Genomic DNA, 26,693 nt, shown 5'->3' on the forward strand with positions numbered 1-26,693 from the left:
TCAAGGCGGTGACCGCCATGTTCGAGCGCCACGGCTATAGCCCTTATGAGGCCGACGCCCGCGCCCGGATCCTCTATTTCATGCAATGCGGCTACCACGCGCTGGAGGTTCGCGAGCCGATGCAGGCCCGCACCGCGCGGCTGGAAGGCTACCTGCTGGGGTTCACCGGGGTGGCGCCTGATCCCGAAGCCGTGGCGGCAGCGCGGGCGTTTGCGGACGGCAAGAGGGCCCGCGGACGGGGCCGGGGGGGGCGCGCGGGGCCGGCCCCTCGCGCTCCCCGGAGTTTTTTTGGAAAGATGAAACAGGCAAAACGGCTGCGAGCCTGCTGCCGCCCTGCAGTTCCCGGGGCAATGGGAACATGCTCATTGCTGATTGTGGAAGATGAAGCCGATGAAGTTCAGCAACAGCTGTGCGGCCAGGATTTGCGTGCTCTCGGACGGGTCATAGGCCGGGGCAACCTCCACCAGGTCGATCCCCACCACATCGCCGCGTTTGCTGAGCCCCTGCAGGATTTCCAGCACGTCATAATACTGAAAGCCGCCGTGGCTGGGGGTGCCGGTGCCGGGCGCGATCGACGGGCAGAAAGCGTCAATGTCGATGGTCACGTAATAGCGCGCGCCTTGGGGGATGCGCTCCAGCACGGCGTCCGTCCCCAGCTTGCGCACCTGGCGTACCGACAGGATGTCGGAGCCGCGCTCGCGGGCGTCGATGTAGCCTTCCCTGGCGGTCGAGGACACGTTGCGGATGCCCAGCTGGGTCATGCCGGAGACGTAATCCTTCTCGATCGCGCGGCGCATCGGGTTGCCGTGGCCGTCGGTGACGCCCTTGCGCTCGTCGACGAAGTCCAGATGCGCGTCGATCTGGATCACGTGGATCGGCCCGTTCTTGGCGCAGTCCTCGGCATAGGCGTTGATGCAGGGGATGTTGATCGAATGGTCGCCGCCGATGGTGACGGGCAGCGCGCCCGCGTCCAGGATCTTCTTCACGCCGTATTCGATATTGGCGTGGCTCTCTTCGGTCTTGGTGTGGATGATGTCGGCATCGCCCAGATCGACGATCCGCACGTCCGCGCCCAGATAGGTGGCGTCATCCTCGTGATCATAAGCGCCGGCATGGCCGAAGCTGAACAGCGTCGAGGCCTCGCGCACCGCCCGCGGCCCGAACCGCGCGCCGGAGCGGAACTGGCAGCCGAAGTCAAACGGCGCACCCAGAACCGCAACGTCGGCGTCGATGCTGTCCCACTCCTCCACGTAAGGCTTCTTGCCAAAACTGGCGATGCCGACAAAGGGCAGGTTCAGGCGGCCGGAGTCGTACCCGTGTCCAGACATAAGCATCTTCCTTTATCTGTCTGGCGGCAGTTCAGCACAGTGCACAGCATAAAACTATTTCACATTGCTTATGCTCACATGAAAAAGTCTCATGTAATAGCTGCCGCACCGCAGGGAGGATCCGCACCATGAAGCTTCTGCGCAATACGCTGCTGGAGACCTTTGTCGCCGTCGTCGACTGCGGCGGGTTTTCTGACGCGCAATATGCGCTGGGAGTCACCCAGTCAGCGATCAGCATCCGCATCCGCGATCTGGAAACCTCGCTCGGCTACCGGGTGTGCGAGCGCGGCCGCGGCGGCTTCCGCCTGACCGAGCGCGGCGAGATCGCCTATGAAAAGGCCCGCGATATCCTGCGCAGCGCGCGCGACTTCGACGCCGAACTGCTGGAGCTGCGCGACGCCGTCACCGGCGACCTGCGCATCGGCGTGGTGGACGCGGTCAGCAGCCTGCCCGGCCTCAACCTGACCCGCGCCTTGCGGAAATTCCTCGCCCGCCCCAACGAAGTGCGGCTGGAAATCGTCGTTGCCTCCCCCGCCGACCTGACCCAGCAGCTGATCACCGGCGCCCTGCATGCGGCCATCGCACCGTTCCGCAACCAGATCGCCGACCTGGCCTATGAGGAGCTGTGCAGCGAGGAACATCGCCTTTACTGCGGCCAGGACCACCCGCTGTTCACCCTGCCGCAGCAGCAGGTCAGCCCGCAGGAAGTCGCCCAGCACCCGCTCTGCCAGCGCTCCTATGACATGCTGGTCTCCCCCGATCTCGGCAGCCCCGACCCCCAGGCGGTGGTCGCCAACATGGAGGCGATGGCGATGCTGATCGAAACCGGCCAGTACCTCGGCCCGCTGCCGGTGCATTATGCCGATGCCTGGGTGCGCGCAGGCCGGTTCCGCGAGCTCACCCACCCGCAGCTGCGCTGGCACTCCGCGTTTTGCCTCGCCACCCGGCGCAACCAGGTCCACCGGCGCGCGGTGGAGCTGTTTGTCCAGGATGTCCGCGCCGCCTGCCGGCACCGGCCCGCACCCGCCGCACAAACCTGATGATCCTGCAGACTGGAAAGCCATTGGTCCTGGGCAGCCATACCCTGGTTCAAGTCTGGGCATGGGTTGCCAATCGCGTTAACCCTGATCCGGCGCATTTTTACCAAACACAGATCAATCTTCGGAGCTATTTCATGAATTCGATTGAAAAGAACCTGGCAAGCCTTGGAGTAATACTGCCCCAAGCCCCCCGGCCCCTGGGCAATTTCGCCCCTTATCTGGTGGATGGGGAGTTTCTGTATATCTCGGGGCAGATATCCATAGCGCCAGATGGCCGGGTAATCCAAGGAAAGCTCGGCCAGGACATCGATATTGAACAAGGGATCGAAGCCGCGCGCTGCTGCGGGATCGGCATCCTGGCCCGCGCCAAAGCCGCCATCGGCGATCTCGGCAGGATCGAACGGCTCATCAAGCTGGGCGGTTTCGTGAATGCCCACCCGGATTTCTCCGACCATCCCAAAGCCGTGAACGGTGCGTCGGACTTCATGGTGCAGGCGTTGGGGCCGGAGAAAGCAAACCATGTGCGTTTTGCTGTCGGCAGCGCAAGCCTGCCCGCAAACGCGGCTGTTGAGATTGAGGCGGTATTCCGTATCAGGCCGGAAGCCTGACGCCGGACCCGGCCGCCTGAGTTAGGCAGTCGGCCCGTCCCTCGGTCTGGACAACTTTCGCCCCGCTGGCGCAGTATCGCGAACAGGAGCGGCGCCCGCGCCGCAGGGTGGAACCAAACCGGCCTGCCACCCGTTATACCCAGGGCGCACCTGCCCTGCGGGCCTGCGGCTTTCATACCGCCTCCGGCGCGGCTCCTGAGGAAGTGATCGGCCCGTGAATGCATTACCTGCGGCCGATGCACATTCTGTAACGGCATAAGCCGGGCGTGCGGAGCCAACCGCCGCCGAGCCCCTGAAGGAGCGATGGAGAACATGTCCCAGATATCCAGCACCGTCCTGGCGCTGCTCGAATTGCTGTCTTACCTTTTTGTATTTGCCATCGGAGCAGGCCTGTTGTGGTTGATCGTTCTGTATGTCCGCGACAAGACACAGACCGACAGCACCCTGCGCCGCAACTATCCGGTGATTGCCCGCTTCCGGTATCTGTTCGAGCACCTGGGAGAGTTTTTCCGGCAATACTTCTTTGCCCTCGACCGCGAGGAGATGCCGTTCAACCGCGCCGAACGCTCCTGGGTTTACCGCGCCGCCAAGAATGTCGACTCCACCATCGCCTTCGGCTCCACCCGTGACCTGCGGCGGCCCGGCACCGTCTATTTCGCCAATTGCCCCTTCCCGTCGCTGGCGCAGGACGCCTCGCCGCCTGCCGCCCTCACCCTCGGCCCTTATGCGCGCCACCCCTACACCACGGACTCGATCTTCAATATCTCCGGCATGAGCTATGGCGCCATTTCGGTTCCCGCGGTGCGGGCGCTCTCGGCCGGCGCCAAAAAGGCCGGCATCTGGCTCAACACCGGCGAGGGCGGCCTGTCGCCCTACCATTTGGAAGGCGGCTGCGACATCGTGTTCCAGATCGGCACCGGCAAGTTCGGCGTCCGCAAGCCCGAGGGCGGCTTTGACGAGTACAAGCTGCGCGCGGTGGCGGCCCATGAAACCGTCCGCATGTTCGAACTGAAGCTCAGCCAGGGCGCCAAGCCCGGCAAGGGCGGCATCCTGCCCGGCGCCAAGGTCACCAAGGAAATCGCCGAAATCCGCGGCCTCACCCCCGGCGAGGACGCGATCAGCCCCAACCGCCACCCGGAAATCGACTGCGTCGGCGACCTGCTGGACATGATCGCCTATGTCCGCGAGGTGACCGGCAAGCCGGTGGGCTTCAAGGCGGTGCTCGGCGCCTATGGCTTTATCGAGGGGCTGTGCCAGGAGGTCCTCTCCCGCGGCATCGAAAGCGCGCCGGACTTCATCACCATCGACAGCGCCGACGGCGGCACCGGCGCCGCCCCGATGAGCCTGATCGACAACATGGGGATGCCGCTGCGCGAAAGCCTGCCGCTGACCGTCGACGTGCTCACCCGCTATGGCCTGCGCGACCGCATCAAGGTCTGCGCCAGCGGCAAGCTGATCAACCCGTCAGAGGCCGCCTGGGCCTTCTGCGCCGGGGCCGATTTCGTCAACTCCGCCCGCGGCTTCATGTTTGCGCTCGGCTGCATCCAGGCCCTGCAGTGCAACAAGAACACCTGCCCCACCGGCATCACCACCCACAACCGCAAGCTACAGTTCGGCCTCGACCCGGCCAGCAAATCCGAACGCGTCGCCTATTACGCGAAGAACATGAAGAAAGAGGTCGGCATCATCGCCCACAGCTGCGGCGTGGCCGAGCCGCGGCTGCTGAAACGCTACCACGCGCGCATCGTGCTGGATAACGGCCGCTCCGTCTCGATGGATGAGCTGTATCCCACGCCGGAGCAGCAGCACGCCGCGCAGTAACCCGCCCCCAAGCCATTCAACCAACAGGAGCCCCCATGCCAGACACCCAATCCTCGACCCCAGCTCCATCCAAAGCCTCCGACCTGCTTGTTGCCGCACTGGAGACCGAAGGCGTCGAATACGTCTTTGCCGTCCCGGGCGAGGAAAATCTCGACCTGCTGGAATCCATGCGCACCTCCAAGATCGAACTGGTGCTGACCCGCCACGAGCAGGGCGCGGCCTTCATGGCCGCCACCTATGGCCGCCTGACCGGCAAGGCGGGCGTCTGCATGGCCACGCTTGGCCCCGGCGCCACCAATTTCGCCACCCCCGCCGCCTATGCCCATCTGGGGGCCATGCCGCTGATCATGATCACCGGCCAGAAACCGATCAAGAAATCGAAACAGGGCCGCTTCCAGATCATCGACGTGGTGGGCCTGTTCGACCCGATCTGCAAAATGTCCAAGCAGATCGTGCACGGCAACACCATCCCGGCGCTGATCCGCGAGGCCTTCCGCACCGCCGAGGAGGAACGCCCCGGCGCGGTGCTGCTGGAACTGCCGGAGGATATCGCGGCAGAGGAAACCGATACTTCCGTCCTGCAACCGCACCCGCGCCATTACGCAGTGGCAGGGGACGAGGTGCTGAACGAGGCGGCGGAGATGATCCGGGCCGCCAAGATGCCGCTGCTGCTGGTCGGGGCCGGCGCCAACCGCCGCAAGGCCCGCTCCGCGCTCTGCGATTTCACCGACCTGATCCAGATCCCCTTCTTCAACACCCAGATGGGCAAGGGCGTGGTCGACGAACGCTCGGACCTGTTCCTGGGCACCGCCGCGCTGTCGGATGGCGACTATCTGCACTGCGCCATCGAACGCGCCGACCTGATCATCAACGTCGGCCACGACGTGGTCGAAAAACCGCCCTTCTTCATGGAGGAAGGCGGCACCAAGGTGATCCATGTGAACTACAAGGCGGCGCAGGTCGACCAGGTCTATTTTCCGCAGCTGGAGGTGGTCGGCGACCTGGCCCAGTCCATCACCCGGCTGGGCAAGATCCTGGGCGGGCCGCTGGACTTCGACCGCAGCTATTTCGAGCGCGTCAAGCAGGAGACCGACGGCCATATCTCCGAAGGCGCCGATGACGCGCGCTTCCCGGTGATCCCGCAGCGGCTGGTGGCCGACACCCGCAAGGTGATGGGGGAATGCGATATCATCGCGCTGGACAATGGCATCTACAAGCTCTGGTACGCCCGCAACTACAAGGCCTACCAGCCCAACACCGTTTTGCTGGACAACGCGCTGGCGACCATGGGCGCAGGGCTGCCCTCGGCGATGATGGCGGCCAAGCTGCACCCGGACCGCCGGGTGATGGCGATCTGCGGCGACGGCGGCTTCATGATGAACAGCCAGGAGCTGGAAACCGCTGTCCGCCTCGGCCTGAACCTGGTGGTCACCGTGCTGAACGACAGCGCCTATGGCATGATCCGCTGGAAACAGGCGCACGCCGGGTTCGGGGACTGGGGGCTGGAGTTCAACAACCCCGATTTTGTCCAGTACGCAGGCAGCTACGGCGCCACCGGCCACCGGATCGAGCGCACCGAAGACCTGCTGCCCACCTTTGAAAAAGCCTTTGACGCAGGCGGCGTGCATCTGATTGATGTGCCGGTGGACTACAGCGAAAACCAGCGGGTCCTGATCGAGGAACTGGCCGCAAAGGTATGCCTGATATGAGCGAACCCATAGACGTCGTGAACCCCTTCAGCCTTGAGCGTATCGGCACGGTCGAAACCAGCGATTGGGATCAAATCGACGCCATGCTGGACACCGCGCACAACCTGTTCCGCCAGCGCGATGGGTGGCTGCCGGCCTACAAGCGGATAGATATCCTCAAGAAAACCGCCCGGCTGATGGAGGACCGCTTTGACGAGCTCGCTCTCTTGATCGCCAGCGAAGGCGGCAAGCCCCTGGTGGACGCCAAGGTCGAGGTCAAGCGCGCCATCGACGGAGTCGGGCTCTGCGTGCATGAGATCGGCCAGACGACCGGCACCGAAATCCCGATGGATTTGACCGAGGCCGGATCGGGCCGCATCGCCTTTACCCAGCGCGAGCCGATCGGCGTGGTGGTGGCCGCCAGCGCCTTCAACCACCCGCTGAACCTGATCGTGCATCAGGTCGCCCCCGCCGTCGCCACCGGCTGCCCGGTGATCGTCAAACCGGCAATGGATACGCCGCTGTCCTGCGAAACCTTCGTCGCCATGCTGCATGAGGCCGGGTTGCCGCAGGACTGGTGCCGCGATGTGGTCTGCTCCAACGCGGTGGCAGAGATGATGATCACCGACCCGCGCGTCGGCTTCTTCTCCTTCATCGGCTCCGCCCGCGTCGGCTGGATGCTGCGCTCGAAACTCGCTCCCGGCACCCGCTGCGCGCTGGAACACGGCGGCGCCGCCCCGGTGATCGTGGCCGAGGATGTGCAGATCGACGCGATGATCCCGCTGCTGGCCAAGGGCGGCTTCTACCACTCCGGCCAGGTCTGCGTCTCGGTCCAGCGCGTCTTTGCCCCCGCCGCCAGGGCCGAAGAGATCGCGCAGAAACTGGCTGAGGCCGCCAAGGCGCTGAAAGTGGGCGACGCCACCGACCCAACCGTCGACTGCGGCCCGCTGATCCGCCCGGGCGAGGTCGACCGGGTCGAGGACTGGGTGAACGAGGCGCTGGACGGCGGCGCCAGACTGCTGGCGGGCGGCAAGCGCCTGGGCGAGACCACCTACGCCCCCACCGTGCTGCTGGACCCGCCCGCGGATGCCCGCGTCTCGCAGCAGGAAATCTTTGGCCCGGTGATCTGCGTCTACAGCACCGACAGCATTCCGCAGGCGATTGAGGCCGCCAACAGCCTGCCCTATGCCTTCCAGGCCGCGGTCTTCACCCAAAGCCTTGACACCGCGATGCAGGCAGTACGCCAGCTCGATGCCACCGCGGTCATGGTCAACGATCACACCGCCTTCCGCGTTGACTGGATGCCCTTCGCCGGCCGCCGCCAGTCCGGCTACAACACCGGCGGCATCGGCTACACGATGCATGACATGACCCAGGATAAGATGGCGGTGATCAAGCTCTGACGCGGTGGTGCACCGGGCAGGCCGTCGAAAAGCCTGCCTAGGACGCCGCCGCCTGTGCCGGCTTCTCGTCCCGCGGCGGGATACCGAATTTGCGGGCATATTCCCGGCTGAACTGGGTCGGGCTTTCATAGCCCACGTCGTACGCCGCCGAGGCCACCGATTTCCCGCCGCTCATCAGCAGGCGGCGCGCCTCCAGCAGGCGCAGCTCCTTCTGGTATTGCAGCGGCGTGGTGGAGGTGAGCGACTTGAAATGCTCGTGGAAGGTCGACTGGCTCATCCCCGCCGCGGCGGCCAGCTCTGCCACCGCGATCGGCGCCTTGTAGCCGGTGCGGATCAGCGCAATCGCCTTGGAAATCCGGCTGGCCGGGCTTTCGTGCAGCAGCAGCTGCCGAAGCATCCCGCCGTGCTGGGCCCGCAACAGCCGGAAATGGATCTCCTTGAGCACCAAAGGCGCAAGCGCCTGCACCTCCACCGGGTCCTGCGACAGCCGGAACAGCCGCGCCATCGCATCGGTCAGCGCCGTGTCGCTGTCCGCCACGCTCATCGAATGCGTGCCCCGCTGCTGCCCCTCCGCCGCGCCGATCTCATCATAAAGGCTGCGCGCGGTGGCCAGATCCAGCCGCAGCGCCAGCGAGACATAGGGCTTCTCTGGTGCAGCTTCGATCACCCCGGCCGTGACCGGCAGCGCGTGGCTGACGATCAGCGACATGCCCGCGCCGTATCGGATCACCCGGTCCTCCAGATGCGCTTCCTTGGCGCCTTGCAGCACCAGGCACATGACCGGCTCATAGACCATCGCCTGAAACGCGGTCGGGGTCTCGCGGCAAAAGGCAAACAGCCCGTCGACCCCGGTCTCGCACCCGTCTTCCGGCGCGCCTTTTTCGCGGACAAAGGCGGCAACGTCGTCGATCAGATCCTGCGGCACCATGGGCGGTCCTCCTCTTCGCCCTGAATATAGGCGGGCGGCGGCGGCGAAAGAACCGCAATTCCCGGCCCGCCGGAGGATCAGGCAGATCATCCGGAGGATCAGGCAAGGCAATCCGTCCCGCGCGCCCTACCTTTTGCTGCAACAAACACAGCCGGGGCGGCGGCAAGCCCTGGCGGCACAACGCTTCCGGGAGGACATCTCATGTACAAAGACGCGATTGCAGCAGGCGGCGTGGCGGTGGTGACCGGCGGCGCCAGCGGAGTTGGATTTGCGGCAGCAGAACGGTTTGCCCAGGCCGGGCTGGGGGTGGTGCTGGCCGACCTGCCGGGCGAGGCGCTGGACCAGGCAGCCGAAAAGCTGCGCAGCCAGGTGAAGGCCGGCGCGCCGGTGCTGGCGGTTCCAACCGACGTCAGCAAGCCGCAGGACCTCACAGCCTTGGCCGATGCGGCCTTTGACGCGGGCGAGGTGGCTGTGCTGATGAACAACGCAGGCATCGCCCGCCCCTCCGGCAGCTGGGAAGAACCGGACGCCTGGCGCGCGATGATCGAGGTGAACCTCTTTGGCGTTCTGAACGGTGTGCAGGCCTTCCTTCCCCGGATGATCGGCGCCGCGCGCCCTGCGGTAGTGGTCAACACCGGCTCTAAACAGGGCATCACCACACCGCCGGGCAACCCGGGCTACAATGTCTCCAAGGCTGGCGTGAAGGTGCTGACGGAGATGCTGGCCCATGACCTGCGTCAGGCCGATGCGCCCATCACCGCGCATCTGTTCGTGCCCGGTTTTACCTATACCGGCATGATCGCCAGCTTCATGCCGGAAAAACCCGCCGCCGCCTGGACCTCAGAACAGACGGTGGACCACCTGCTGACCCGCATGGCGGCGGGCGATTTCTATATCCTCTGCCCGGACAATGACGTCACACCGGGCCGCGACCGCCGCCGGGTCACCTGGGCCTTGGGCGACATCCTGGAAAACCGACCGGCCCTGTCGCGCTGGCATCCCGATTACGCCGATGCCTTTGCCGACTTCGAAAAATCCTGAACCTGTCATTCCAGCCAAGGGGAGGCCCCATAGCCATGGCAATTTCATTGAAACTCAACGGCCAGACGCATCAGGTCGAGGCCGACCCCGGAACCCCGCTGCTGTGGGTGATCCGGGATGAATTGAAGCTGACCGGCACCAAGTTCGGCTGCGGCGTGGCCGCCTGCGGCGCCTGCACCGTGCATCTGGACGGGGAGCCTGTGCGCTCCTGCCAGACCTATGTCGAGGACGCCGAGGGCGCCGAGATCACCACCATCGAAGGCTTGAACTCCAAGGTGTCCAAGGCCGTGCAGGACGCCTGGGTCGAACTGGACGTGGTGCAATGCGGCTACTGCCAATCGGGCCAGATCATGTCTGCCGTGGGGCTGCTTAGCGAAAACCCCAAGCCATCGGCGGAAGAGATCGACAGCTACATGAACGGCAACGCCTGCCGCTGCGCTACCTACCAGCGCATCCGCGCCGCGATCCAGCGCGCATCCGAAATGATGGAGGCCTGATATGACCCTCAACACCTCCCGCCGCGGCTTCCTCGCATCCGCTGCCGCCGCCGCTGCCGTCCTATATGTCGGCGTCCGCCCCAACGGCGCTCTGGCCGCAGGCGCCGCGCCGGCGCAGCTGAACCCCTTTGTGAAGATCAGCGCAGACGGCACCGTCACCGCAATCGTCAAGCACTTCGAGAAGGGCCAGGGCCCGGCCACCGGCCTCACCACCCTGATCGCCGAGGAGCTGGGCGTCTCAATGGAAGACATCCAATACGAGTTCGCGCCCTCCGACGCTTCGCGCTATGCCAACCTGGCGTTCGGCCAGATGCAGGGCACCGGCGGCTCCACCGCGATGGCCAATTCCTTTATGCAATACCGCCAGGCCGGGGCCGCCGCGCGTGAGATGCTGATCAAGGCCGCGGCTGAGGCCTGGGGCGCAGACGCCGCGGAGCTGACGCTGGAGGATGGCGTCATCAAGGGCGCAGGCCAAGAGGCGCCGCTGGCAGAGTTTGTCGCCGCCGCCGCGCAGATGGAGGCCCCGGCAGAGCCGCGGCTGAAGGAGCCCAGCGAATTCCGCCTGATCGGCAATGCCTCGGTCAAGCGCAAGGACTCCCTGCCCAAGACCAACGGCACCGCGATGTATGCGATGGACCTGCATCTGCCGGACCAGATGGTTGCCGTCATCATCCGCAGCCCGCGGATGGGCGGGCTGGCCAACGGGTTTGACGATGCTGGTACCAAGGAGGTCAAAGGCTATTTCCGCGCGGCCCTGCTGCCCAACCAGGCAGGTGTCGCAGTTTATGCCGAGGACACATGGGGCGCCTTCCAGGCCCGCGATGCAATCACCGTGGACTGGGATTTCGCCAACGCCGAAAACCGCAGCTCGGACCAGATCCGCGAAGAACTGCTGGCCGCGGTGAACGCAGAGCCGGAGTATAACGTGACCGGCGCGGACCAGGCCGCCACCACAGAGCAGATAGAAGGGGCGGCGCAGGTGGTGGAGCAGACCTTCTACTTCCCGCTGCTGGCGCACGCGCCGATGGAGCCGCTCACCTGCACCATCGAGGCCGATGAAGACGGCGGCGTCACCCTGCACGACGGCTGCCAGTTCCCCTCCGGCCCGCATATGGCGATGGCGCAGATCTTCCAGCTGCCGATGGAGAAGGTCCGCATCAACACGATGTTTGCCGGCGGCTCCTTCGGCCGACGCGCCACGCCGACGGCGGATTACCAGGTGGAGGCGGCGCTGGCCTTTGCCCTGACCGACCGCTCGCGCCCGGTGAAACTGGTCTGGTCGCGCGAGGATGACATCACCGGCGGCTATTACCGCCCCGCCGTGGCGCACCGGGTGCGGGTGGGCCTGGACGCGGAGGGCAACATCACCGGCTGGGACCACCGCATCGCCGCGCAATCTATCCTCAAGGGCACCGCGTTTGAGAGCATGATGGTGCACGGCGGTGTCGATCACAGCTCGGTCGAGGGCGTAGCGGACACCCCCTACAGGATCCCGGGGCAGTTCACCGGGCTCACCGACGTGGCCAAGGCGACCTCCGTCCTGTGGTGGCGCTCAGTCGGGCACACCCACACGGCCTATGTGATGGAGGTGATGATGGACGAAGCCGCCCGCGCTGCCGGCCGCGACCCGGTGGAGTTCCGCCTCGCCCTGCTGGAGGGCGGCGGCGCCGATCAGCAACGGCTGGCGGGCGTCCTGAAACTGGCCGCCGACAAGGGCGGCTGGGGCAGCGCGCCGGAGGGCCGCAGCCAAGGCATCGCCGTCCACAAAAGCTTTGGCAGTTACGTGGCTGAGCTGGTGGAGATCTCCGGCAATACCGATGACGGGGTGAAGATCGAAAAGGTCACCTGCGCGGTGGATTGCGGCATCGCGGTCAACCCGGATGTGATCAAGGCGCAGATGGAAGGCGGCATCGGTTACGGCCTGGGCCATGCCATGCGCAACGAGATCACCCTGACCGAAGGCGTCGTCGATCAGTTCAACTTCCCGGACTATGAGCCGCTGCGGATCGGCGATATCGGCGCCATCGAGGTGCATATCGTGCCCTCTGCCGAGATGCCAACCGGCGTGGGCGAGCCCGGCACCCCGCCCTCGGCCCCGGCGCTGGCCAATGCCATCGCGGCGGACGGCCCGCGGGTGACAGAGCTGCCGATGAACCTGAACGGCGTCAGCTTCGCCTGAGCCGCTCCCCGCACCGGGCAAGTGGCCTGGTGCGGGAAATTCCGGTTGAAGCAAAGGGATTTGACTGCCCCGCCGCTCAGACCAGCCCCATGCCAATGGCGGAGTGCGGGGTGATCCCGAGATCGGCAAATCCCGCCATCGTCTCCCCCACGGTATTGTCCTGCTCCATAAGGGCGATCTGCGCCTGGGTCACCGGCGGCCGCGGCAGCAGCGACAGCGGCGCCGCGCCCGCCCGCCACAGCGCAAAGGGCACCGGCAGCAGCAGGCGCCGGCGGCCGGAGCGGGCGGCCAGCCGCCGCAGGATTTCCCGGTAGGTGAAAACATCCGGCCCGCCCAGTTCAAACACCTTGCGGGGCGCCCGCGCGCCATCCAGGATCCGGCAGATGGCTTCGGCCACGTCGCCCGCCCATACTGGCTGCAGCCGCGTACGCCCGCTGCCGAACAGCGGGATCACCGGCAGGTGATCGACGATCTTCTGCAGATCGCCGAAAAAGGCGCCGCTGCGGCTGAACATCACGCTGGGCCGCAGGACGATGGCGCCAGGGCAGACGCTGCGCACGGCGGCCTCACCCTCAGCCCGGGCCCGCACATAGGCGGAGGGCGATTGCAGGCTGGCGCCAATCCCGGAAATGTGGACCAGCTGCTGAACACCGCTGTCACGCGCCAGCCGGGCGATCTGCCGGGCGGCATCGGTGTGCACATCCTGAAAGCTCTGCTGGCGGGTTTCGGCATAAAACCCGATGCAATTGACCACAGCCGACGCCCCCTCCAGCGCCCGCGCCAGCGAGTCCGGGTCCTCGAGATCCATGCCCACCAGCCGGACCCCGCTATCCCAGCTGCTGCGATAAGAAGCGGCTGCATCCGGCGACCGGGTTCCGGCGCTGACCGGGCAGCCGCGGTCCTGCAGCCGGCGCACCACCCGCTGGCCGAGAAACCCGGTGCCGCCAAGCACAATAACATTCCGGACGCTGGTCTTCATGGCGAATTGCCCCGCGTTAGCCCGTGCAACTGACGCGGACCGCTGCCGGCCCCGTCCCGCCACAGGCCAGCCCGGGCGGCACACACGCCCGGGCGGAACAACCCATAGCTGCGCCATCACATAGCGCGGCGAGCCGCCTAGGCCACCGCCGGCGTGAATTGCAACCCGGCTGGCCTCAGACGCGGTCTAAAGACACTCCTCCCTTCCTCTTGCCGGAAATATTCTCGGGGGAGCGCGAGGGGGCAGACAGCCCCCTCGCTTCGGCGGTCATTTTTTGAGGTTGGTCCAGATCTGGTCGTAAACCGCCTGGGTCTGCTGGTCGCAGACCTCGATAAACACGCCCTGGCCCGCTGCCGCAGGTGGGTTGCGTTCCGGCAGCGCAGCCAGGTCCGCGTCCAGATAGGCTTCAGTCCCGGCCACGCCTGCATTGTACTGGGCATAGTTGGTGACCGCGGCGATATTCTCAGGCTGCAACAGGAAATCCATGAATTTCAGCGCATTCTCCCGGTTCGGCGCGTCTTTCAGCAGCACCACATTGTCCATCCAGACAACATAGCCCTCCTTGGGGAAGGCATATTCCACATTGGCCCCTTCGGCGCGCGCCTTGGCGGAAAAGCCGTCGTAGATCATCCCCGCAGCGGCATCGCCGGAGACCAGCACCTCCTTGGCAGTGTCGGAGTTGAACGAGGCCCAATGCTGCTTGGCCCCCTGCAGCATCGCATTCAGCGCCTTCAGCTGGTCGCGGTCGGTGGAGCACTGGGGGATGCCCAGATGCAGCGATCCCAGCGCCATCATCTCACCCTGGCTGTCCAGCACGTTGATCTTGCCCGACAGCTCTGCCGGCGGCTCGAACAGGATGCCAGTGGTCAGGATATCGCCGCCATAGGCGTCGCGGTTTACCGCAAAGGCGGTCGAGCCCCACTGGTAGGGAATGGAATGCGCCCGGCCCGGGTCAAAGCCGGGGTCGGCCCATTCCGGTGCGATGTTGCCCTTGTTGGCCAGCTCACCGTCGCCGATGGTGTCCAGCAGGCCCTCACCAGCCATGATCTTGACCATGTAATCGCCCGGCACCGCCAGGTCATAGGTGCCCATGCCGCCCGCCTTCAGCGTCGCCAGCATGGATTCATTGGAGTCATAGGTGTCCATCGTCACTTTGATGCCGGTCTCGGCGGTGAACTTCTCCAAAAGCTCCTGCGGCATGTATTCGAACCAGTGGTACAGCACCAGCTTGCCCTCGGCGGCGGCGGCATTGGCAGCGAGGCTCAGCGCAAGCGCGGCGGCGCTGGATTTCAGCAGGGTTTTCATGAGGTTCCTCCCGTTTTGGATCATTTATTGCTGTCGGATTTGCTGACGAAGTAGCTGATGGTGACCATCACCACCGAGACGCTCAGCAGCATGGTCGAGATCGCCATGATGTTGGGTTTGATGCCCTGCTTGACCGACCCGAAGATCGCGGTGGGCAGGGTCTCGACGCCCGCGCCCTTGACGAAATTGGTGATGATGAAGTCATCCAGCGACACAATGAAGGCCAAGAGAAAGCCGGAGATGATGCCCGGCGCCATCAGCGGCATCAGGATCTTGGTGAAGGCCTGCCGCCGGGTGGCGTAAAGGTCCATCGCCGCCTGCTCGAAGCTGTCCTCGATCCCCTGCATCCGGGCCGAGATCGGCAGATAGGCAAAGGGGATGCAGAAGGCGATATGGGCGACCAGGATGGTCAGGTAGCCGCGGGTGAAGCCGATGGCGTTGAAGAAGATCAGCGTGGCCACTGCGGTCACGATCTCCGGCACCATCAGCGGCAGCGAGATCAGGCCAAAGGACACTGTGCGCATCTTGAACTGGCCGCCGCGCACCATGGCGGTGGCTGCCAATGTGGCAATCATCGTGCTGGCGGTGGCCGCCATGATGGCGATGGTGAAGCTGTTGAAGGCCGCACTCTTGAACTTGGCGCTTTCCGGTCCGGTGAACACGTCCGCGTACCAGCGGAATGACAGACCTTCCCAGTTGGTGATCGAAGCGGAGGCGTTGAAGCTGTAGATGGTGACGATCACCAGAGGGGCGTACAGCACCACCAGGCACAACAGGGTGACCGAGCGGAAGCCTTTGTAGGCTTTGATATTTTCATTCACATGCGCCATGGCTCATTCCCCTGCCTTGTCTGCTTTGGCCTGCTGGCGGGCGGAGAACATCAGGATGATCAGCACCATGGTCAGCAGGATCATCGAAGCCGCTGCGCCAAAGGGCCAGTTGCCGGCGTTGCCCTTGAACTGCTCCTCGATCAGCGAGCCGATCATGAAGTTCTTGGCCCCGCCCAAGAGATCCGGCGCCAGGAAGGAGCCCATCGACGGCACGAACACCAGGATGCAGCCCGCCACCACGCCCGGTTTCACTGCAGGCAGCACGATGCGGCGCAGGGTGGTCCATTTGCTGGCATAAAGGTCTGCCGCCGCCTCGGAGAGCGAGAAGTTGTAGCGCTCCACCGCGGCATAAATCGGCAGCACCATGAACGGCAGGTAGGAGTAGAACAGCCCCAGCTGCACCGCAAAGTTGGTGTTGACGATATGGATGGGAGAGTCGATCAGCCCGGTGCCGATCAGGAAGTCATTCAGCGGCCCCTGATCGCGCAGCAGGAATTTCATGCTGACGGTGCGGATCAGCAGATTCACCCAATAGGGAATGGTGATCAGGAACACCCAGACGGGCCGCACGTTTTCCGGCCGCGTGGCGATGAAATAGGCAGTGGGGAAGCCGATCAGAAGGCTGAGCAGCGTCGCCGCCCCGGCCTGCCAGATCGAACGCCAGAAGATGGTGATATAGGTCCACTCGAGCTTCGGCGGCTCATCCCCGAACAGCCCGCGGTCAAAGAAGAACTGATCGTAAGCCGCGAGTGAAGGTTCCCAGATCACCCCGCCGCGGAACTCCTTGGTCAGGAAGGAATAGATCAGCATCATGCAGACGGGACCCAGCACAAAGATGCCGAGCACCGCCCAGGACGGCAGCAGCAGCCAGCCGCGGGCGTCCTTGTAGGTGTCTGCGCGGGCTGAGCCGCCGCTTGCTGCGCCTGCTGCCATCAGTCCATCAGGAGGCGCCCGGCCCCCAGCTCCATGTTGACGAAAATCTCGCTGCCCGGCTCAAAGATCCGCTTGTTGCCGCGGTCGGAATTGGAGGTGCGCACGATGAACTGCGGTCCCTCGGCCAGATCGACCAGCGTGCTGATGTCGGTGCCGACAAAGATGTTCTCGGCAACCCGGCCCTTGAGGCTCTCGGCCTCCACCGGCACGTCGGACATGAACAGGCGTTCAGGCCGCACCGACATATGCACCTTGGCGCCTGCGCCGATGCCGTCCACCGAATTGCAGGTCAGCGCATGACCGCCGCCAAAGTGGCAGACCGCGCGGCCGTTCATCACCTGATCGACAGACACCTCCAACAGGTTGGTTTCCCCGATGAAATCCGCCACGAACATGTTGCGCGGCTGCTCATAGATCTCGGTCGGGGTGCCCAGCTGCTGCATCTCGCCCGCCGACATCACCGCTATGCGGTCGGACATGGTCAGCGCTTCCTCCTGGTCGTGGGTCACGAAGATGAAGGTGATCCCGGTTTCCCGCTGCAGGTGCTTCAGCTCAAGCTGCATGGCTTTACGCAGCTTCAGGTCCAGCGCCGACAGCGGCTCATCCAGAAGCAGGACTTTAGGCTGTGGCGCCAGCGCACGCGCCAGCGCCACACGCTGCTGCTGGCCGCCTGAGAGCTGGGACGGCTTGCGGGCAGCGAATTGCGACAGCTGGACCAGCTCCAGCATCTCGCCCGCACGTTTGCGGGCGGCGGATTTGGACTTGCCGCGCATCTCCAGGCCAAAGGCCACGTTGTCCAGGATCGTCATATGCGGGAACAGCGCATAGTTCTGGAACACCGTGTTCACCGGCCGCTGATGCGGCGGCAGGCTTTCGATCTCGTCGCCGAACAGCAGGATCTCGCCCTCGGTCACATCCTCGAAACCCGCGATCATCCTGAGCAGCGTGGTCTTGCCGCAGCCCGAAGGCCCCAGCAGAGTGAAGAACTCATTGTCCTTGATGGTCAGCGAAATGCGCTTGAGGGCGGTGAAATCCCCATAGCGTTTGACCGCATTGCGCACATCAATCGCATCTGTCTTGTTGCCGGGCACTTGCGCCTCCCCGTCTGCCGCGTTTCGTTTGATCCAGCATAGGAAGGCCCGGGGGCTGCACTAAGAATTGACTCCCTCAGCAAATGTTAGTCTTTGCCTAATCTTTCTTACTTGTTCAAAATCAATATCTTACAGCACCCCTCTTCGGCTTTGCCTGCCCCTAAGCCTTGCGGCGGAAACCGTGTCTTTGGCCTGCGCGCAGGTACCGCTAAGCTGGGGGCGGCATTCCCAACAGCGAAACGGTGAGTCAATGCACGGAACGCGCACGGAACGAGACACGATCGGGCAGGTGGACCTGCCCGCAGACAGCCTGCACGGCATCCAGACAGAGCGGGCGCGGCAGAACTTCCCGATCACCGGTGTTCCGCTGTCGCATTTCCCGGCGCTGGTGCGGGCCTTGGCGATGGTGAAATCCGCCGCCGCCCGCGCAAATGCGGAAACCGGCGGGCTGGCACAGGACAAGGCCGCCGCGATCACCGCGGCCTGTGCGGAGATCATCTCCGGGCAGCATCATGAGCATTTCAGCGTGGACATGATCCAGGGCGGGGCCGGCACCTCCACCAACATGAATGCCAATGAGGTGATCGCCAACCTGGCCCTGATGCAGATGGGCCACCGACCGGGCGATTACGCGCATCTGCACCCCAATGACGACGTGAACCACGGCCAGTCCACCAATGACGTCTACCCGACCGCCATCCGGCTGGCGGTTCTGGCCAGCACCGCGCCGCTGTGCGAGGCGCTGCACAGGGTGCAGCAAGCCTTTGACGAACGCGGCCGGGCCTTCGACGGCATCGCCAAGGTGGGCCGCACCCAGCTGCAGGACGCGGTGCCGATGTCCTTGGGGGTGGAGTTCGCCTCCTTTGCCGTCACCGTGGGCGAGGATATCGACCGGCTGCGCGATGTCAGCCGGCTGCTGACCGAAGTGAACCTGGGCGGCACCGCCATCGGCACCTGCGTCAACGCGGAGCCCGGTTATGCGCCGCTGGCGCTGCGCTGCCTGTCGGAGCTGTCCGGGTTTGAGCTGACCCAGGCGGGCCACCTGATCGAGGCGTCCTCCGACCTCGGCGCCTTTGTCACCTATTCCGGCGTCCTGAAGCGGGTGGCGGTGAAGCTGTCGAAGATCTGCAACGATCTGCGGCTTTTGTCCTCCGGCCCGCGCGCGGGAATTGGCGAGATCACCCTGCCCGCGGTGCAGGCGGGGTCCTCGATCATGCCGGGCAAGGTCAACCCGGTGATCCCGGAGGTGGTCAACCAGGTCTGCTACCAGGTGATCGGCAATGACCTGACCATCACCATGGCCGCCGAGGCCGGGCAGTTGCAGCTGAACGCGATGGAGCCGGTGGTGGCCTATAACTTGCTGGAATCCATCCGCATTCTGAAGAATGCCATCGAAGTCCTGACAGAGAAATGCGTGAAGGGGATCACCGCCAACGAGGACCGCTGCGCCGCGCTGCTCGACAACAGCCTGGTGCTGGCCACAGCCCTGGCCCCGTACCTGGGCTATGACGCCGCCGCAAAGATCGCCAAGGAAGCCCTGGCCAGCGGCCGCAGCCTCCGCGAGGTGCTGGCGGAATCCGGGAAATTGTCAGCTGACAAAACCGAGCAAATTTTAACGGCTGCGGCCATGCTGAAAGAGCCGGAGCGTTAAGCTCCGGCCTCAGCCGGTCAGGTCTTCCAGGATCCGGTCCATCATCGCATCGCAGGCGGCCAGCTGGCTCAGCTCCAGATACTCGTCCGGCTTGTGCCCCTGCCCCGCCATCGAGCCGGGACCGCAAACCACGGTGGGAATGCCGAGCTGGGCAAAGAACCCCGCCTCGGTGCCAAAGGCCACCTTGGTGGAGCGGTTGCTGCGGGCGAGTTTCCGGGCATAGGCCACCACTGGGCTGTCCGGCGGCACGTCAAGGCCGGGGTAGGCGTTGTGCTGCTCCACTTCGATGCGCGCCTCCGGCGCCGGGTAGCGGGCGCTGACCATTTCCGCTGCGGCTTCAATCCGGGCCAGAATGTCTTCGGCACGGTCGGCGGCGAGGTGGCGGTATTCAAACGTCAGCTCAGCCCGGTCCGGCACGATGTTAAGCGCGGTGCCGCCGGACATTTTGCCTGCGTGCACAGTGGTATAGGGCACATCATAGGCCGCATCCCGCGCGCCGTTGGCGGCGAAATCCGCCTGCAGCGCGCGCAGTTCGGACAGGAAGTCCGCTGCCAGATGCAATGCGTTGGTGAATTCCGGCGCAAGGGCCGAATGGCCGCTCTGGCCGTGGCAGACGGCGCGCAGGGCGGCCTTGCCCTTGTGGCCGGTGGCCACCTGCATCTCCGTCGGCTCCCCCACGAAACAGGCGCGCGGGCTGCCGGTCAGCGGCGCCAGACGCTCCAGCATCTCTTGAATGCCAACGCAGCCGATTTCCTCGTCATAAGACAGGACAATCTTCAAAGGTTCTTTCAAATCCGCCGTTGCCGCCCGGCCGGCCAATGCCAGAATACTGGCCACATAGCCCTTCATGTCGGTGGTGCCGCGGCCATAGACGCACTCGCCTTCGCGGGTCAGGCGGAAGGGGTCGCGGGTCCAGTCCTGCCCGTCCACCGGCACCACATCGGTATGCGCCGACAACAGAACCCCCGGCCCCGCCGGGCCTTTTTCGGCATAAAGCCCCGTTTTCGAACCATCCGGCGACGGGATGCGCGTCACCGCAAAGCCGTGACTGGTCAGGACGCCCTCCGCATAGGCGGCCAGATCCAGGTTGGAGTTGCGGCTGACCGTGTCAAAGCCGGTTAGCCGCTCCAGGATCTCCAGCGTCCTGGCAAGGTCAGTCAAGCCGGAACCCGATCTTGAGGCCGACCTGGTAGTGGGCGACCTTGCCATCCTCGACATGGCCGCGGATCTCGCCCACCTCAAACCAGCCAATGTGGTCGATCGTCTTGGACGCCCGGGCAATCGCCCCGCTCACCGCGTCCTCGATGCTGCTGGCGGAGCTGCCCACCACGTCGACTGTCTTATAAACTGCGTCACTCATCACCTTTCTCCTTACTCTGCGGCCAGCTCGGTGATCTCGCGGCGGAACGGCAGCGCATCGCCGATGTCCGGCCCGTCCAGCTCCCGCGCATAGCGGTGGCCTGCGTAAGTTGCCCACGCAATCGGCCCCGGCGCGTTCGCATCACCAATCAGTTTGACCGATTTGATGCCTGCGTCCAGCCATTCCGCTTGGCGGGTGAGGAGGTTTTCATAAAGGGCGTCGTTGCCAATGCGCGAGGCGACCATCACCACCGCGTCCGCCTCGATATTCCAGGTGCGGTCGGTGTAGGTGCAGTTGCTGACCACGTGACCGGCGTGGATTTCGGTAATGCCCTGATTGAGCACGATTTCCACCCCGGCCTCGACCAGGCGCGGGTGGATGGCCACCTGCTCCAGCGTGTTGTTGGTCCAGTCGCTGACATAAGCCGACGGTGTGACCAGCGTCACCTGCGCACCCCTCGAGGCCAAAAGCTCGGCCAGAACCCCGCCCATGTAGTAATGATCATCGTCATAGACCACCACGCGGCCTTCGGGGATGGTGCCGTCCATCAGGTCGTCAGGGGTATAGACCTTGGCGCCCTCGGCAACCGGCATCGGCACCACATGCTGTCGGGAGACCCCGTCGCGGCGCCAAGCGGAGCCGGTGGCGATGCAGACGTTCTCAAACCCGAACTCCAGGATGCTGTCCGCATCCAGCGGGCTTTCGCGGTAGATCTCCACATTCGGGCGCTGGCTCAGCTGATAGTCGCGGTAGTCGACCACACGGCCCCAGGCGTTGAGACCCGGCAGCTGGCGCTCGCGGGTCACCCGCCCGCCGATCACGTCCTTGGCCTCGGCCACCGCCACGTCATAGCCGCGGCGGCACAGCGCCCAGGCGGCCTCCAGGCCCGCCGGGCCGGAGCCGACCACCAGCACGTTGGAGCTGCTGCCCTTGGTGTTCATCTTCTCCGGATGCCAGCCCTTGCGCCATTCCTCCATGAAAGTCGGGTTCTGGGTGCAGCGGCTGATCGACATGGTCATGTCGCCGGTGATGCAGATGTTGCAGCCGATGCATTCGCGGATGTCCTCGATGCGGCCTTCCTCGATCTTCTTGGGCAGGAAGGGGTCGGCAATCGACGGGCGTGCGCAGCCGATGAAGTCCAGCGTTCCGGATTTCACCATCTTGGCCATCACGTCCGGGCTGGTGAAGCGGCCGACGCCGACGATTGGCTTGTCCGTCAGCTCATGAATGCCGCGCACCAGCTGCTCCTGCGCGGCTTCCTCCTTGAAGCGGCTCGGGCCGGAGCAATCCTCCCACGTCCCCTGTGCCAGGTCCCAGAGATCCGGCAGGTCCTTGTTCATCTCGATATAATCGCGCACCTCAGCGTTGGAGAAACCGAGTTCGCCGATGGTTTCATCCAAGGAAACCCGCAGGGTGATCGCCATAGTGTCCCCGACCGCATCACGCATGTCCGCGATAACTTCCTGGCTGAACCGCGCCCGGTTCTCCAAGGAGCCGCCGTATTCATCCGTACGCTGGTTGGTCGCGCGGCTCAGGAAGTGCTGGAAAATGCCGAACCCATGTGCGCCATACAGGCAGATCAGGTCAAAGCCCGCCGCCTTGGACCGTTTCGCCGCATTCACGAACCAGCGGCGCAGGTCCTTGATGTCCTGCTTGTCCAGCGCGCGGGCCTGCACCGGGTCGTTGGTGAAGGTGCGGATTGGCAGGGCGGAGGGCGCCAGCGGCACCTCCTTGGAATAAAGGTTCGGGCCGTTGATCCCGGAATAGGCCAGCTGGATCCCGGCCAGCGCGCCGTGGGTCTTCATCTTTTCCGACATCCGGCGCAGCTGCGGAATATCCTTGTCCTCCCACAGGCGCAGTTCGATGAACGGGGTGATTTCCGAAGTGTGATGCATCTCGCACTGTTCGGTGAAGATCACCCCCCAGCCGCCCTCGGCCTTGATGCCCCGCATCGCCGCCGCAGCAGAGGGGTCGCGATAGCCGCCGCCGTTGCAGTGCGGCACCTGGTAAAACCGGTTCTTGGCTGTGAGCGGGCCGATCTTCATCGGCTCGAACAGAATATCATAGCGGGGATCGCGCAATTTCCATCTCCTTCGTGCAAGAGTGCCCAAAGGGTACAGGACCGGGCCAAAGGCGAAAGTTGCGCTTGCGGAAGCATTGATTAGCCTGCCGCTAAGCCGGTGGCCTAGCCCTGGGGCGCGGCGTTCAGCCCCGGCAGCGCGCCGTCCTTCACCAGCTCCGCGCAATGCTCGACGAAGGAACGGATGGTGATCGAATTCTCCGAGTCCGGCGCCATCAGCAGCCCCATCCGCATCGGCCGCAAATCGCCCTTCAGCGGGATAAACTTCAGCGTCTTGCCATCGGGGGACTGGTCATTGACCGGGCGGATATTGGCAATCGAATAACCGTAGCCATTGGCCACAAGGCTGCGCATCACCGCCATATCGCGGGTGCGCTCGGCCACGTTGGGCTTGATCCCGGCCTCATGAAAGAACGACAGAAAATATTCCGCGCTGAACGGCAGGTCCAGCAGCACCATCGGATGCTCGCGCAGCTCCTTCACCGTGACCTCGGGCAGATCCGCCAGCGGATGGCCCTCGCCCACCAGCGCATAGGGCGGCAGCTCCGCCAGGGTGACAAAGCGCAGATCCGCCGGAATATCCAGGTTGTAGGTCAGCGCAATGTCCAGCTCCGCCCGCCGGATGCCGCTGAAGATCGCCGCCTGGTCCAGTTCGATCTGGCGCACGTTCACATCCGGATACCGGTCCTCGAACCCACGCCGCACTGCAGGCAGCACCACTTGGGCAAAGGTCACCAGGCAGCCGATTGCCAGCGGCCCCCGCACCTGGCCGGAGATATCGCCTGCGATGTCCATCAGCCGGTCGGCCTCCCGCAGCACGGTGCGGGCCTGCTCCAGCATCACCCGCCCCGCCTGGGTCAGCGCCAGCCCCTGGGCGTGCTGGCGCACGAACAGCGGCAGCCCGAATTCCTGCTCCAGCTGGGCAATCGCCGCCGAAATCGACGGCGACGACACATTCACCTTCTCCGAGGCCAGCGCGATCGAGCCCGCCGCCCCCACGGCCACAAAATACTCCAGCTGGCGCAGCGTGTATCTGACTGGCAAGGGCAGGCTCTCCCGGGGCTTGGCGGATCAGGCTTTGTACTTGATCCAGGTGGTTTTCAGGGCAGTGTACTTCTCCAGCGAGTGCAAAGACAGATCCCGCCCGAAGCCGGACTGCTTCATGCCCCCGAACGGCGTCTGCGCCGACAGCGCGTCCACCGTGTTGACCGAGACTGTACCCACATGCAGCTTGTCCGCCACCCGGCAGGCGCGGCTGAGGTTGTCTGTCCACACCGAGGCTGCCAGCCCGTAAATCGAGTCATTGGCCATGGCGACGGCCTCCTCCTCGCTGTCAAACGGGATCACCGACAGGACGGGGCCAAAGATCTCATCCCGTGCCAAAGGGTTATCGTGGCGCACGTCATCAAAGATCGTCGGCTGCACAAAGCAGCCCTTGCCATCCACGGTGACGCGCTCACCGCCTGCCACCAGATTGGCTGAGGCCTTGCCCGCCTCAACGAAGCGCATGATGCCCTCGGTCTGCTTTTCATCCACGATGGCGCCCATTTCCGAGGCCGGATCCAGCGGATCACCCGGCTGGGTTGCCTCGGCCCGGGCAATCAGCCTCTCGACAAAGGCGTCCTTGATCGAACGCTCCACATAAAGCCGTGAGTTGGCCGAACAGACCTCGCCCTGATTGAAGAAGATGCCAAAGGCAGCCATGTCCGCAGCCGCATCCAGATCCTCGCAATCGGCAAACACCAGGTTCGGGCTTTTGCCGCCGGTCTCGGGCCAGACCTGTTTGAGGTTCGACTGGCCGGAATACTGCATGAACATCTTGCCGATGGCGGTGGAGCCGGTGAAGGCGAGGCAGTCCACGTCCATATGCAGCCCCAGCGCCTTTCCCGCGGTGGCGCCAAAGCCCGGCACCACGTTGAAGACACCGTCCGGCACCCCGGCCTCCGCCGCCAGCTCCGCCAGCCGCAGCGCGGACAAAGGAGACTGCTCCGCCGGTTTCAGCACCACGGAGTTGCCCGCCGCCAGCGCCGCCGCCGCCTTCCAGGTCGCCATGTCGAGCGGGAAGTTCCAGGGCGTCACCGCCCCAACGACGCCCAAGGGCACGCGGGACACCAGCGCCAGATCGCCCGGCCCGGTCGGCGCCACCTCGTCATAGACCTTGTCGATGGCCTCGGCATACCATTGGAAGAAATGCGCAGATCCGGGCGCGTCGATTGTCACCGCATCGGTCACCAGCTTGCCCATGTCCAGGGAGTCCAGCAGCGCCATCTCCTCCAGGTTTTCCCGGATCAGACCGGCGAGCCGCAGCAGCACCGCCTTGCGGTCCCCCGGCGCCATCCGCGACCAGCGCCCGTCCTCAAAGGCCCGGCGCCCGGCGGCCACTGCGCGGTTCACGTCTTCGGCATCGCATTCGGCGACCTGCGCCAGCACCTCGCCCGTTGCGGGGTTCACGCTGGCAAAAGTCTTCCCCGAGGCCGCATCCGTGAATTTGCCGTCAATGAAAGCCTGGCCGCGGAAGGTCAGCGCCGCGGCGCGGGATTTCCAGTCGTCGTAAGTGTAGTCCAGCATGTCTTTCTCCCTGATGCGCCGCGCCTATCCGCCGTTCATTCGTCCCCGGGCACGCCGTAAGACGGCGCCTCACGCGGGTCGAGCGCGCGCTGGACATAGGCGTCGAGCTGCGGCTTGTAGACCTCCCAGGCGGTGGCGACGGCCTCGACAGGGCAGTCCTCGGTCCAATCGCAGCGCAGATCGGCCACCGGCCAGCTCACCTTGTCGACGATCTTCATGCCGGCCGAATGCACCGGCCCGGCCTCGCCGCCCGCGGCCAGCCCGGCGCGCATTGCGGCAATCAGCCGGTCGCCAAGATGGCCCTCCGCCGCCTGAAACCCGTCCACGATTGCCTGACAGACCCCGTCATTGGCCAGCAAGTTGCCGCCCGAGGCGACATCCCGGCCTTCCGCCTGGGTCCAGATCCCCAGGGAGTTCGGCCCCGAATGAATGGCGGTGCCGCCAATACTGTCCACCGCCAGCACCTGCCGGTATTCGATGAACCGCCCGATCTCGCGCACCTTGGCCACCGCGGCGGCGGCGGTCATGCCCTGCTCCATCAGGTCCAGCGCCAAGGGACCCAGGCTGGGGTCGGTCACATTCTGGCTCGCCACCGCGCCAACGCCCGCGCGGGCAAAGGAACAGCGCGCCGCCACCGCCGGCGAGGAGGACGAGATCGCCACCCCGAACATGCCCGTTTCCGCGCAGCGCGCCACAAGCGAAAATGTCATCGTCTCTCCTCCTCACCAGCCACTGGAGACGGATCCGTTCTTCATCTGGCCGGAAATATCCTCGGGGGTGAATTGAGCCGCAGGCTCAAGAGGGGGCAGACAGCCCCCTCCGCGCTTCCGGATCAGTCCGGGATAACGGCGGTGCCGTCGATCTCCACCAGCCACTCGGGCCGCGCCAGCGCCTGCACCACCAGCCCGGTGGAGACGGGATGCACGCCTTTGATGTATTCGCCCATGGTGCGGTAGACCGCCTCGCGGTGGCGCACGTCGGTGATATAGACCACCACCTTGACCAGATGCTCCATCGAGCCGCCGCACTCCTCGATCAGCTGCTGGATGTTCTGCATCACCTTATGGGTCTGCTCCACCGGATCGTGGCTCTCGATATTCTTTGCGTCATCCAGGTTCTGCGGGCACTGGCCGCGCAGGTAAACGGTCTTGCCGCCGGTGGTCACCACCGCCTGGCACAGGTCGTTGTCCAGGTTCTGTTCCGGGTAGGTGTCTGAAGTGTTGAACTTGCGGATGCGGGTATGGGCCATGGTATCCTCCTGATGTGACGGGGCCGGCCGGATATTGCGTTTGCCGGAAAAACTCTCACGCGCCGCGGGACAGCCAAAGCATCTTATGGCTACCCCTTGCTTCGGCTGCGGCTA

At 64.8% G+C, this 26,693-nt stretch carries 23 protein-coding genes; 9 read left to right on the plus strand and 14 right to left on the minus strand.

The features are described from left to right. Positions 1 to 362: 362 nt before the first annotated feature. Positions 363 to 1,328 carry an agmatinase gene (speB, locus tag AC4HIX_RS11640; RefSeq protein WP_475053444.1) on the minus strand — a complete coding sequence of 322 codons (966 nt, stop codon included), beginning with the start codon at positions 1,326 to 1,328 and terminating at the stop codon, positions 363 to 365. Positions 1,329 to 1,456: 128 nt separating this feature from the next. Here speB and AC4HIX_RS11645 point away from each other — a divergent pair, with 128 nt between their 5' ends. The 5 genes from AC4HIX_RS11645 to AC4HIX_RS11665 all read left to right on the plus strand — a co-directional run bounded on the left by AC4HIX_RS11645 (position 1,457) and on the right by AC4HIX_RS11665 (position 7,888). After that, positions 1,457 to 2,368 carry a LysR family transcriptional regulator gene (locus AC4HIX_RS11645; RefSeq protein ID WP_475053447.1) on the plus strand — a complete coding sequence of 304 codons (912 nt, stop codon included), beginning with the start codon at positions 1,457 to 1,459 and terminating at the stop codon, positions 2,366 to 2,368. Further along, positions 2,368 to 2,976, plus strand: a complete 609-nt coding sequence (locus AC4HIX_RS11650) for a RidA family protein (RefSeq protein ID WP_475053448.1) — start codon at positions 2,368 to 2,370, stop codon at positions 2,974 to 2,976. The genes AC4HIX_RS11645 and AC4HIX_RS11650 overlap by 1 nt, the downstream gene beginning before the upstream one ends. Positions 2,977 to 3,288: 312 nt before the next feature. Then, on the plus strand, positions 3,289 to 4,797 hold the full coding sequence (locus AC4HIX_RS11655) for an FMN-binding glutamate synthase family protein (protein WP_490399105.1): 1,509 nt from the start codon (positions 3,289 to 3,291) through the stop codon (positions 4,795 to 4,797). Between the two features lie 35 nt (positions 4,798 to 4,832). After that, positions 4,833 to 6,506 (plus strand): acetolactate synthase large subunit, encoded by a 1,674-nt coding sequence (locus AC4HIX_RS11660; protein WP_475053452.1) that lies wholly within the window; start codon positions 4,833 to 4,835, stop codon positions 6,504 to 6,506. Then, positions 6,503 to 7,888 (plus strand): aldehyde dehydrogenase family protein, encoded by a 1,386-nt coding sequence (locus AC4HIX_RS11665; protein WP_475053454.1) that lies wholly within the window; start codon positions 6,503 to 6,505, stop codon positions 7,886 to 7,888. The genes AC4HIX_RS11660 and AC4HIX_RS11665 overlap by 4 nt, the downstream gene beginning before the upstream one ends. A gap of 37 nt (positions 7,889 to 7,925) precedes the next feature. Here AC4HIX_RS11665 and AC4HIX_RS11670 read toward each other — a convergent pair whose 3' ends face one another. Next, positions 7,926 to 8,816, minus strand: a complete 891-nt coding sequence (locus tag AC4HIX_RS11670; protein WP_475053456.1) for an AraC family transcriptional regulator N-terminal domain-containing protein — start codon at positions 8,814 to 8,816, stop codon at positions 7,926 to 7,928. 201 nt (positions 8,817 to 9,017) lie between these two features. Between AC4HIX_RS11670 and AC4HIX_RS11675 the strand changes: the two genes are divergently transcribed. The 3 genes from AC4HIX_RS11675 to AC4HIX_RS11685 are packed head-to-tail and all read left to right on the plus strand — an operon-like array spanning position 9,018 to position 12,533. Next, positions 9,018 to 9,857 carry an SDR family NAD(P)-dependent oxidoreductase gene (locus AC4HIX_RS11675; RefSeq protein WP_475053459.1) on the plus strand — a complete coding sequence of 280 codons (840 nt, stop codon included), beginning with the start codon at positions 9,018 to 9,020 and terminating at the stop codon, positions 9,855 to 9,857. A 35-nt stretch (positions 9,858 to 9,892) separates the two neighbouring features. Further along, positions 9,893 to 10,354, plus strand: a complete 462-nt coding sequence (locus AC4HIX_RS11680) for a (2Fe-2S)-binding protein (protein ID WP_475053461.1) — start codon at positions 9,893 to 9,895, stop codon at positions 10,352 to 10,354. A gap of 1 nt (position 10,355) precedes the next feature. Beyond that, positions 10,356 to 12,533, plus strand: coding sequence for a xanthine dehydrogenase family protein molybdopterin-binding subunit (locus AC4HIX_RS11685; RefSeq protein ID WP_475053462.1), 2,178 nt, complete (start codon positions 10,356 to 10,358; stop codon positions 12,531 to 12,533). A 76-nt stretch (positions 12,534 to 12,609) separates the two neighbouring features. On the opposite strand, the gene AC4HIX_RS11690 is transcribed toward AC4HIX_RS11685, so the two are convergent. The 5 genes from AC4HIX_RS11690 to AC4HIX_RS11710 all read right to left on the minus strand — a co-directional run bounded on the left by AC4HIX_RS11690 (position 12,610) and on the right by AC4HIX_RS11710 (position 17,671). After that, positions 12,610 to 13,512, minus strand: a complete 903-nt coding sequence (locus tag AC4HIX_RS11690) for a complex I NDUFA9 subunit family protein (protein ID WP_475053464.1) — start codon at positions 13,510 to 13,512, stop codon at positions 12,610 to 12,612. Positions 13,513 to 13,779: 267 nt separating this feature from the next. Further along, the gene (locus AC4HIX_RS11695) at positions 13,780 to 14,817 is read right to left on the minus strand and encodes an extracellular solute-binding protein (RefSeq protein WP_475053467.1); all 1,038 of its coding nucleotides are present in this window, start codon (positions 14,815 to 14,817) and stop codon (positions 13,780 to 13,782) included. Between the two features lie 20 nt (positions 14,818 to 14,837). Next, positions 14,838 to 15,647, minus strand: a complete 810-nt coding sequence (locus tag AC4HIX_RS11700; protein WP_421054972.1) for an ABC transporter permease — start codon at positions 15,645 to 15,647, stop codon at positions 14,838 to 14,840. A gap of 3 nt (positions 15,648 to 15,650) precedes the next feature. Then, entirely contained in the window at positions 15,651 to 16,580 is a 930-nt protein-coding gene (locus tag AC4HIX_RS11705) for an ABC transporter permease (RefSeq protein WP_475053471.1), read from the minus strand. Beyond that, a complete protein-coding gene (locus tag AC4HIX_RS11710) occupies positions 16,580 to 17,671 on the minus strand; it encodes an ABC transporter ATP-binding protein (RefSeq protein WP_475053473.1) in 1,092 nt (363 codons plus the stop codon). Before AC4HIX_RS11710 ends, AC4HIX_RS11705 begins: the two co-directional genes overlap by 1 nt. A 250-nt stretch (positions 17,672 to 17,921) precedes the next feature. Between AC4HIX_RS11710 and AC4HIX_RS11715 the strand changes: the two genes are divergently transcribed. Then, positions 17,922 to 19,322: an aspartate ammonia-lyase gene (locus AC4HIX_RS11715; protein ID WP_475053476.1), complete on the plus strand. Its 1,401-nt coding sequence runs from the start codon at positions 17,922 to 17,924 to the stop codon at positions 19,320 to 19,322. A gap of 9 nt (positions 19,323 to 19,331) precedes the next feature. Here AC4HIX_RS11715 and argE read toward each other — a convergent pair whose 3' ends face one another. The 7 genes from argE to AC4HIX_RS11750 all read right to left on the minus strand — a co-directional run bounded on the left by argE (position 19,332) and on the right by AC4HIX_RS11750 (position 26,579). Next, a complete protein-coding gene (gene argE / locus AC4HIX_RS11720; RefSeq protein WP_475053478.1) occupies positions 19,332 to 20,483 on the minus strand; it encodes an acetylornithine deacetylase in 1,152 nt (383 codons plus the stop codon). Beyond that, positions 20,476 to 20,682, minus strand: coding sequence for a dodecin (locus AC4HIX_RS11725; protein ID WP_475053479.1), 207 nt, complete (start codon positions 20,680 to 20,682; stop codon positions 20,476 to 20,478). The genes argE and AC4HIX_RS11725 overlap by 8 nt, the downstream gene beginning before the upstream one ends. Before the next feature lie 11 nt (positions 20,683 to 20,693). After that, a complete protein-coding gene (locus AC4HIX_RS11730) occupies positions 20,694 to 22,763 on the minus strand; it encodes an oxidoreductase (RefSeq protein ID WP_475053481.1) in 2,070 nt (689 codons plus the stop codon). Between the two features lie 104 nt (positions 22,764 to 22,867). Beyond that, on the minus strand, positions 22,868 to 23,806 hold the full coding sequence (locus AC4HIX_RS11735) for a LysR substrate-binding domain-containing protein (RefSeq protein ID WP_475053482.1): 939 nt from the start codon (positions 23,804 to 23,806) through the stop codon (positions 22,868 to 22,870). A gap of 27 nt (positions 23,807 to 23,833) precedes the next feature. Continuing rightward, positions 23,834 to 25,330, minus strand: coding sequence for an aldehyde dehydrogenase (locus AC4HIX_RS11740; protein ID WP_475053484.1), 1,497 nt, complete (start codon positions 25,328 to 25,330; stop codon positions 23,834 to 23,836). Positions 25,331 to 25,365: 35 nt separating this feature from the next. Further along, a complete protein-coding gene (locus tag AC4HIX_RS11745) occupies positions 25,366 to 26,040 on the minus strand; it encodes a DUF1028 domain-containing protein (protein ID WP_475053487.1) in 675 nt (224 codons plus the stop codon). Positions 26,041 to 26,162: 122 nt separating this feature from the next. Then, complete coding sequence (locus tag AC4HIX_RS11750) at positions 26,163 to 26,579, minus strand: RidA family protein (RefSeq protein ID WP_475053488.1); 417 nt, start codon at positions 26,577 to 26,579, stop codon at positions 26,163 to 26,165. Positions 26,580 to 26,693 lie beyond the last annotated feature (114 nt).

Source organism: Leisingera sp. (assembly GCF_982940295.1).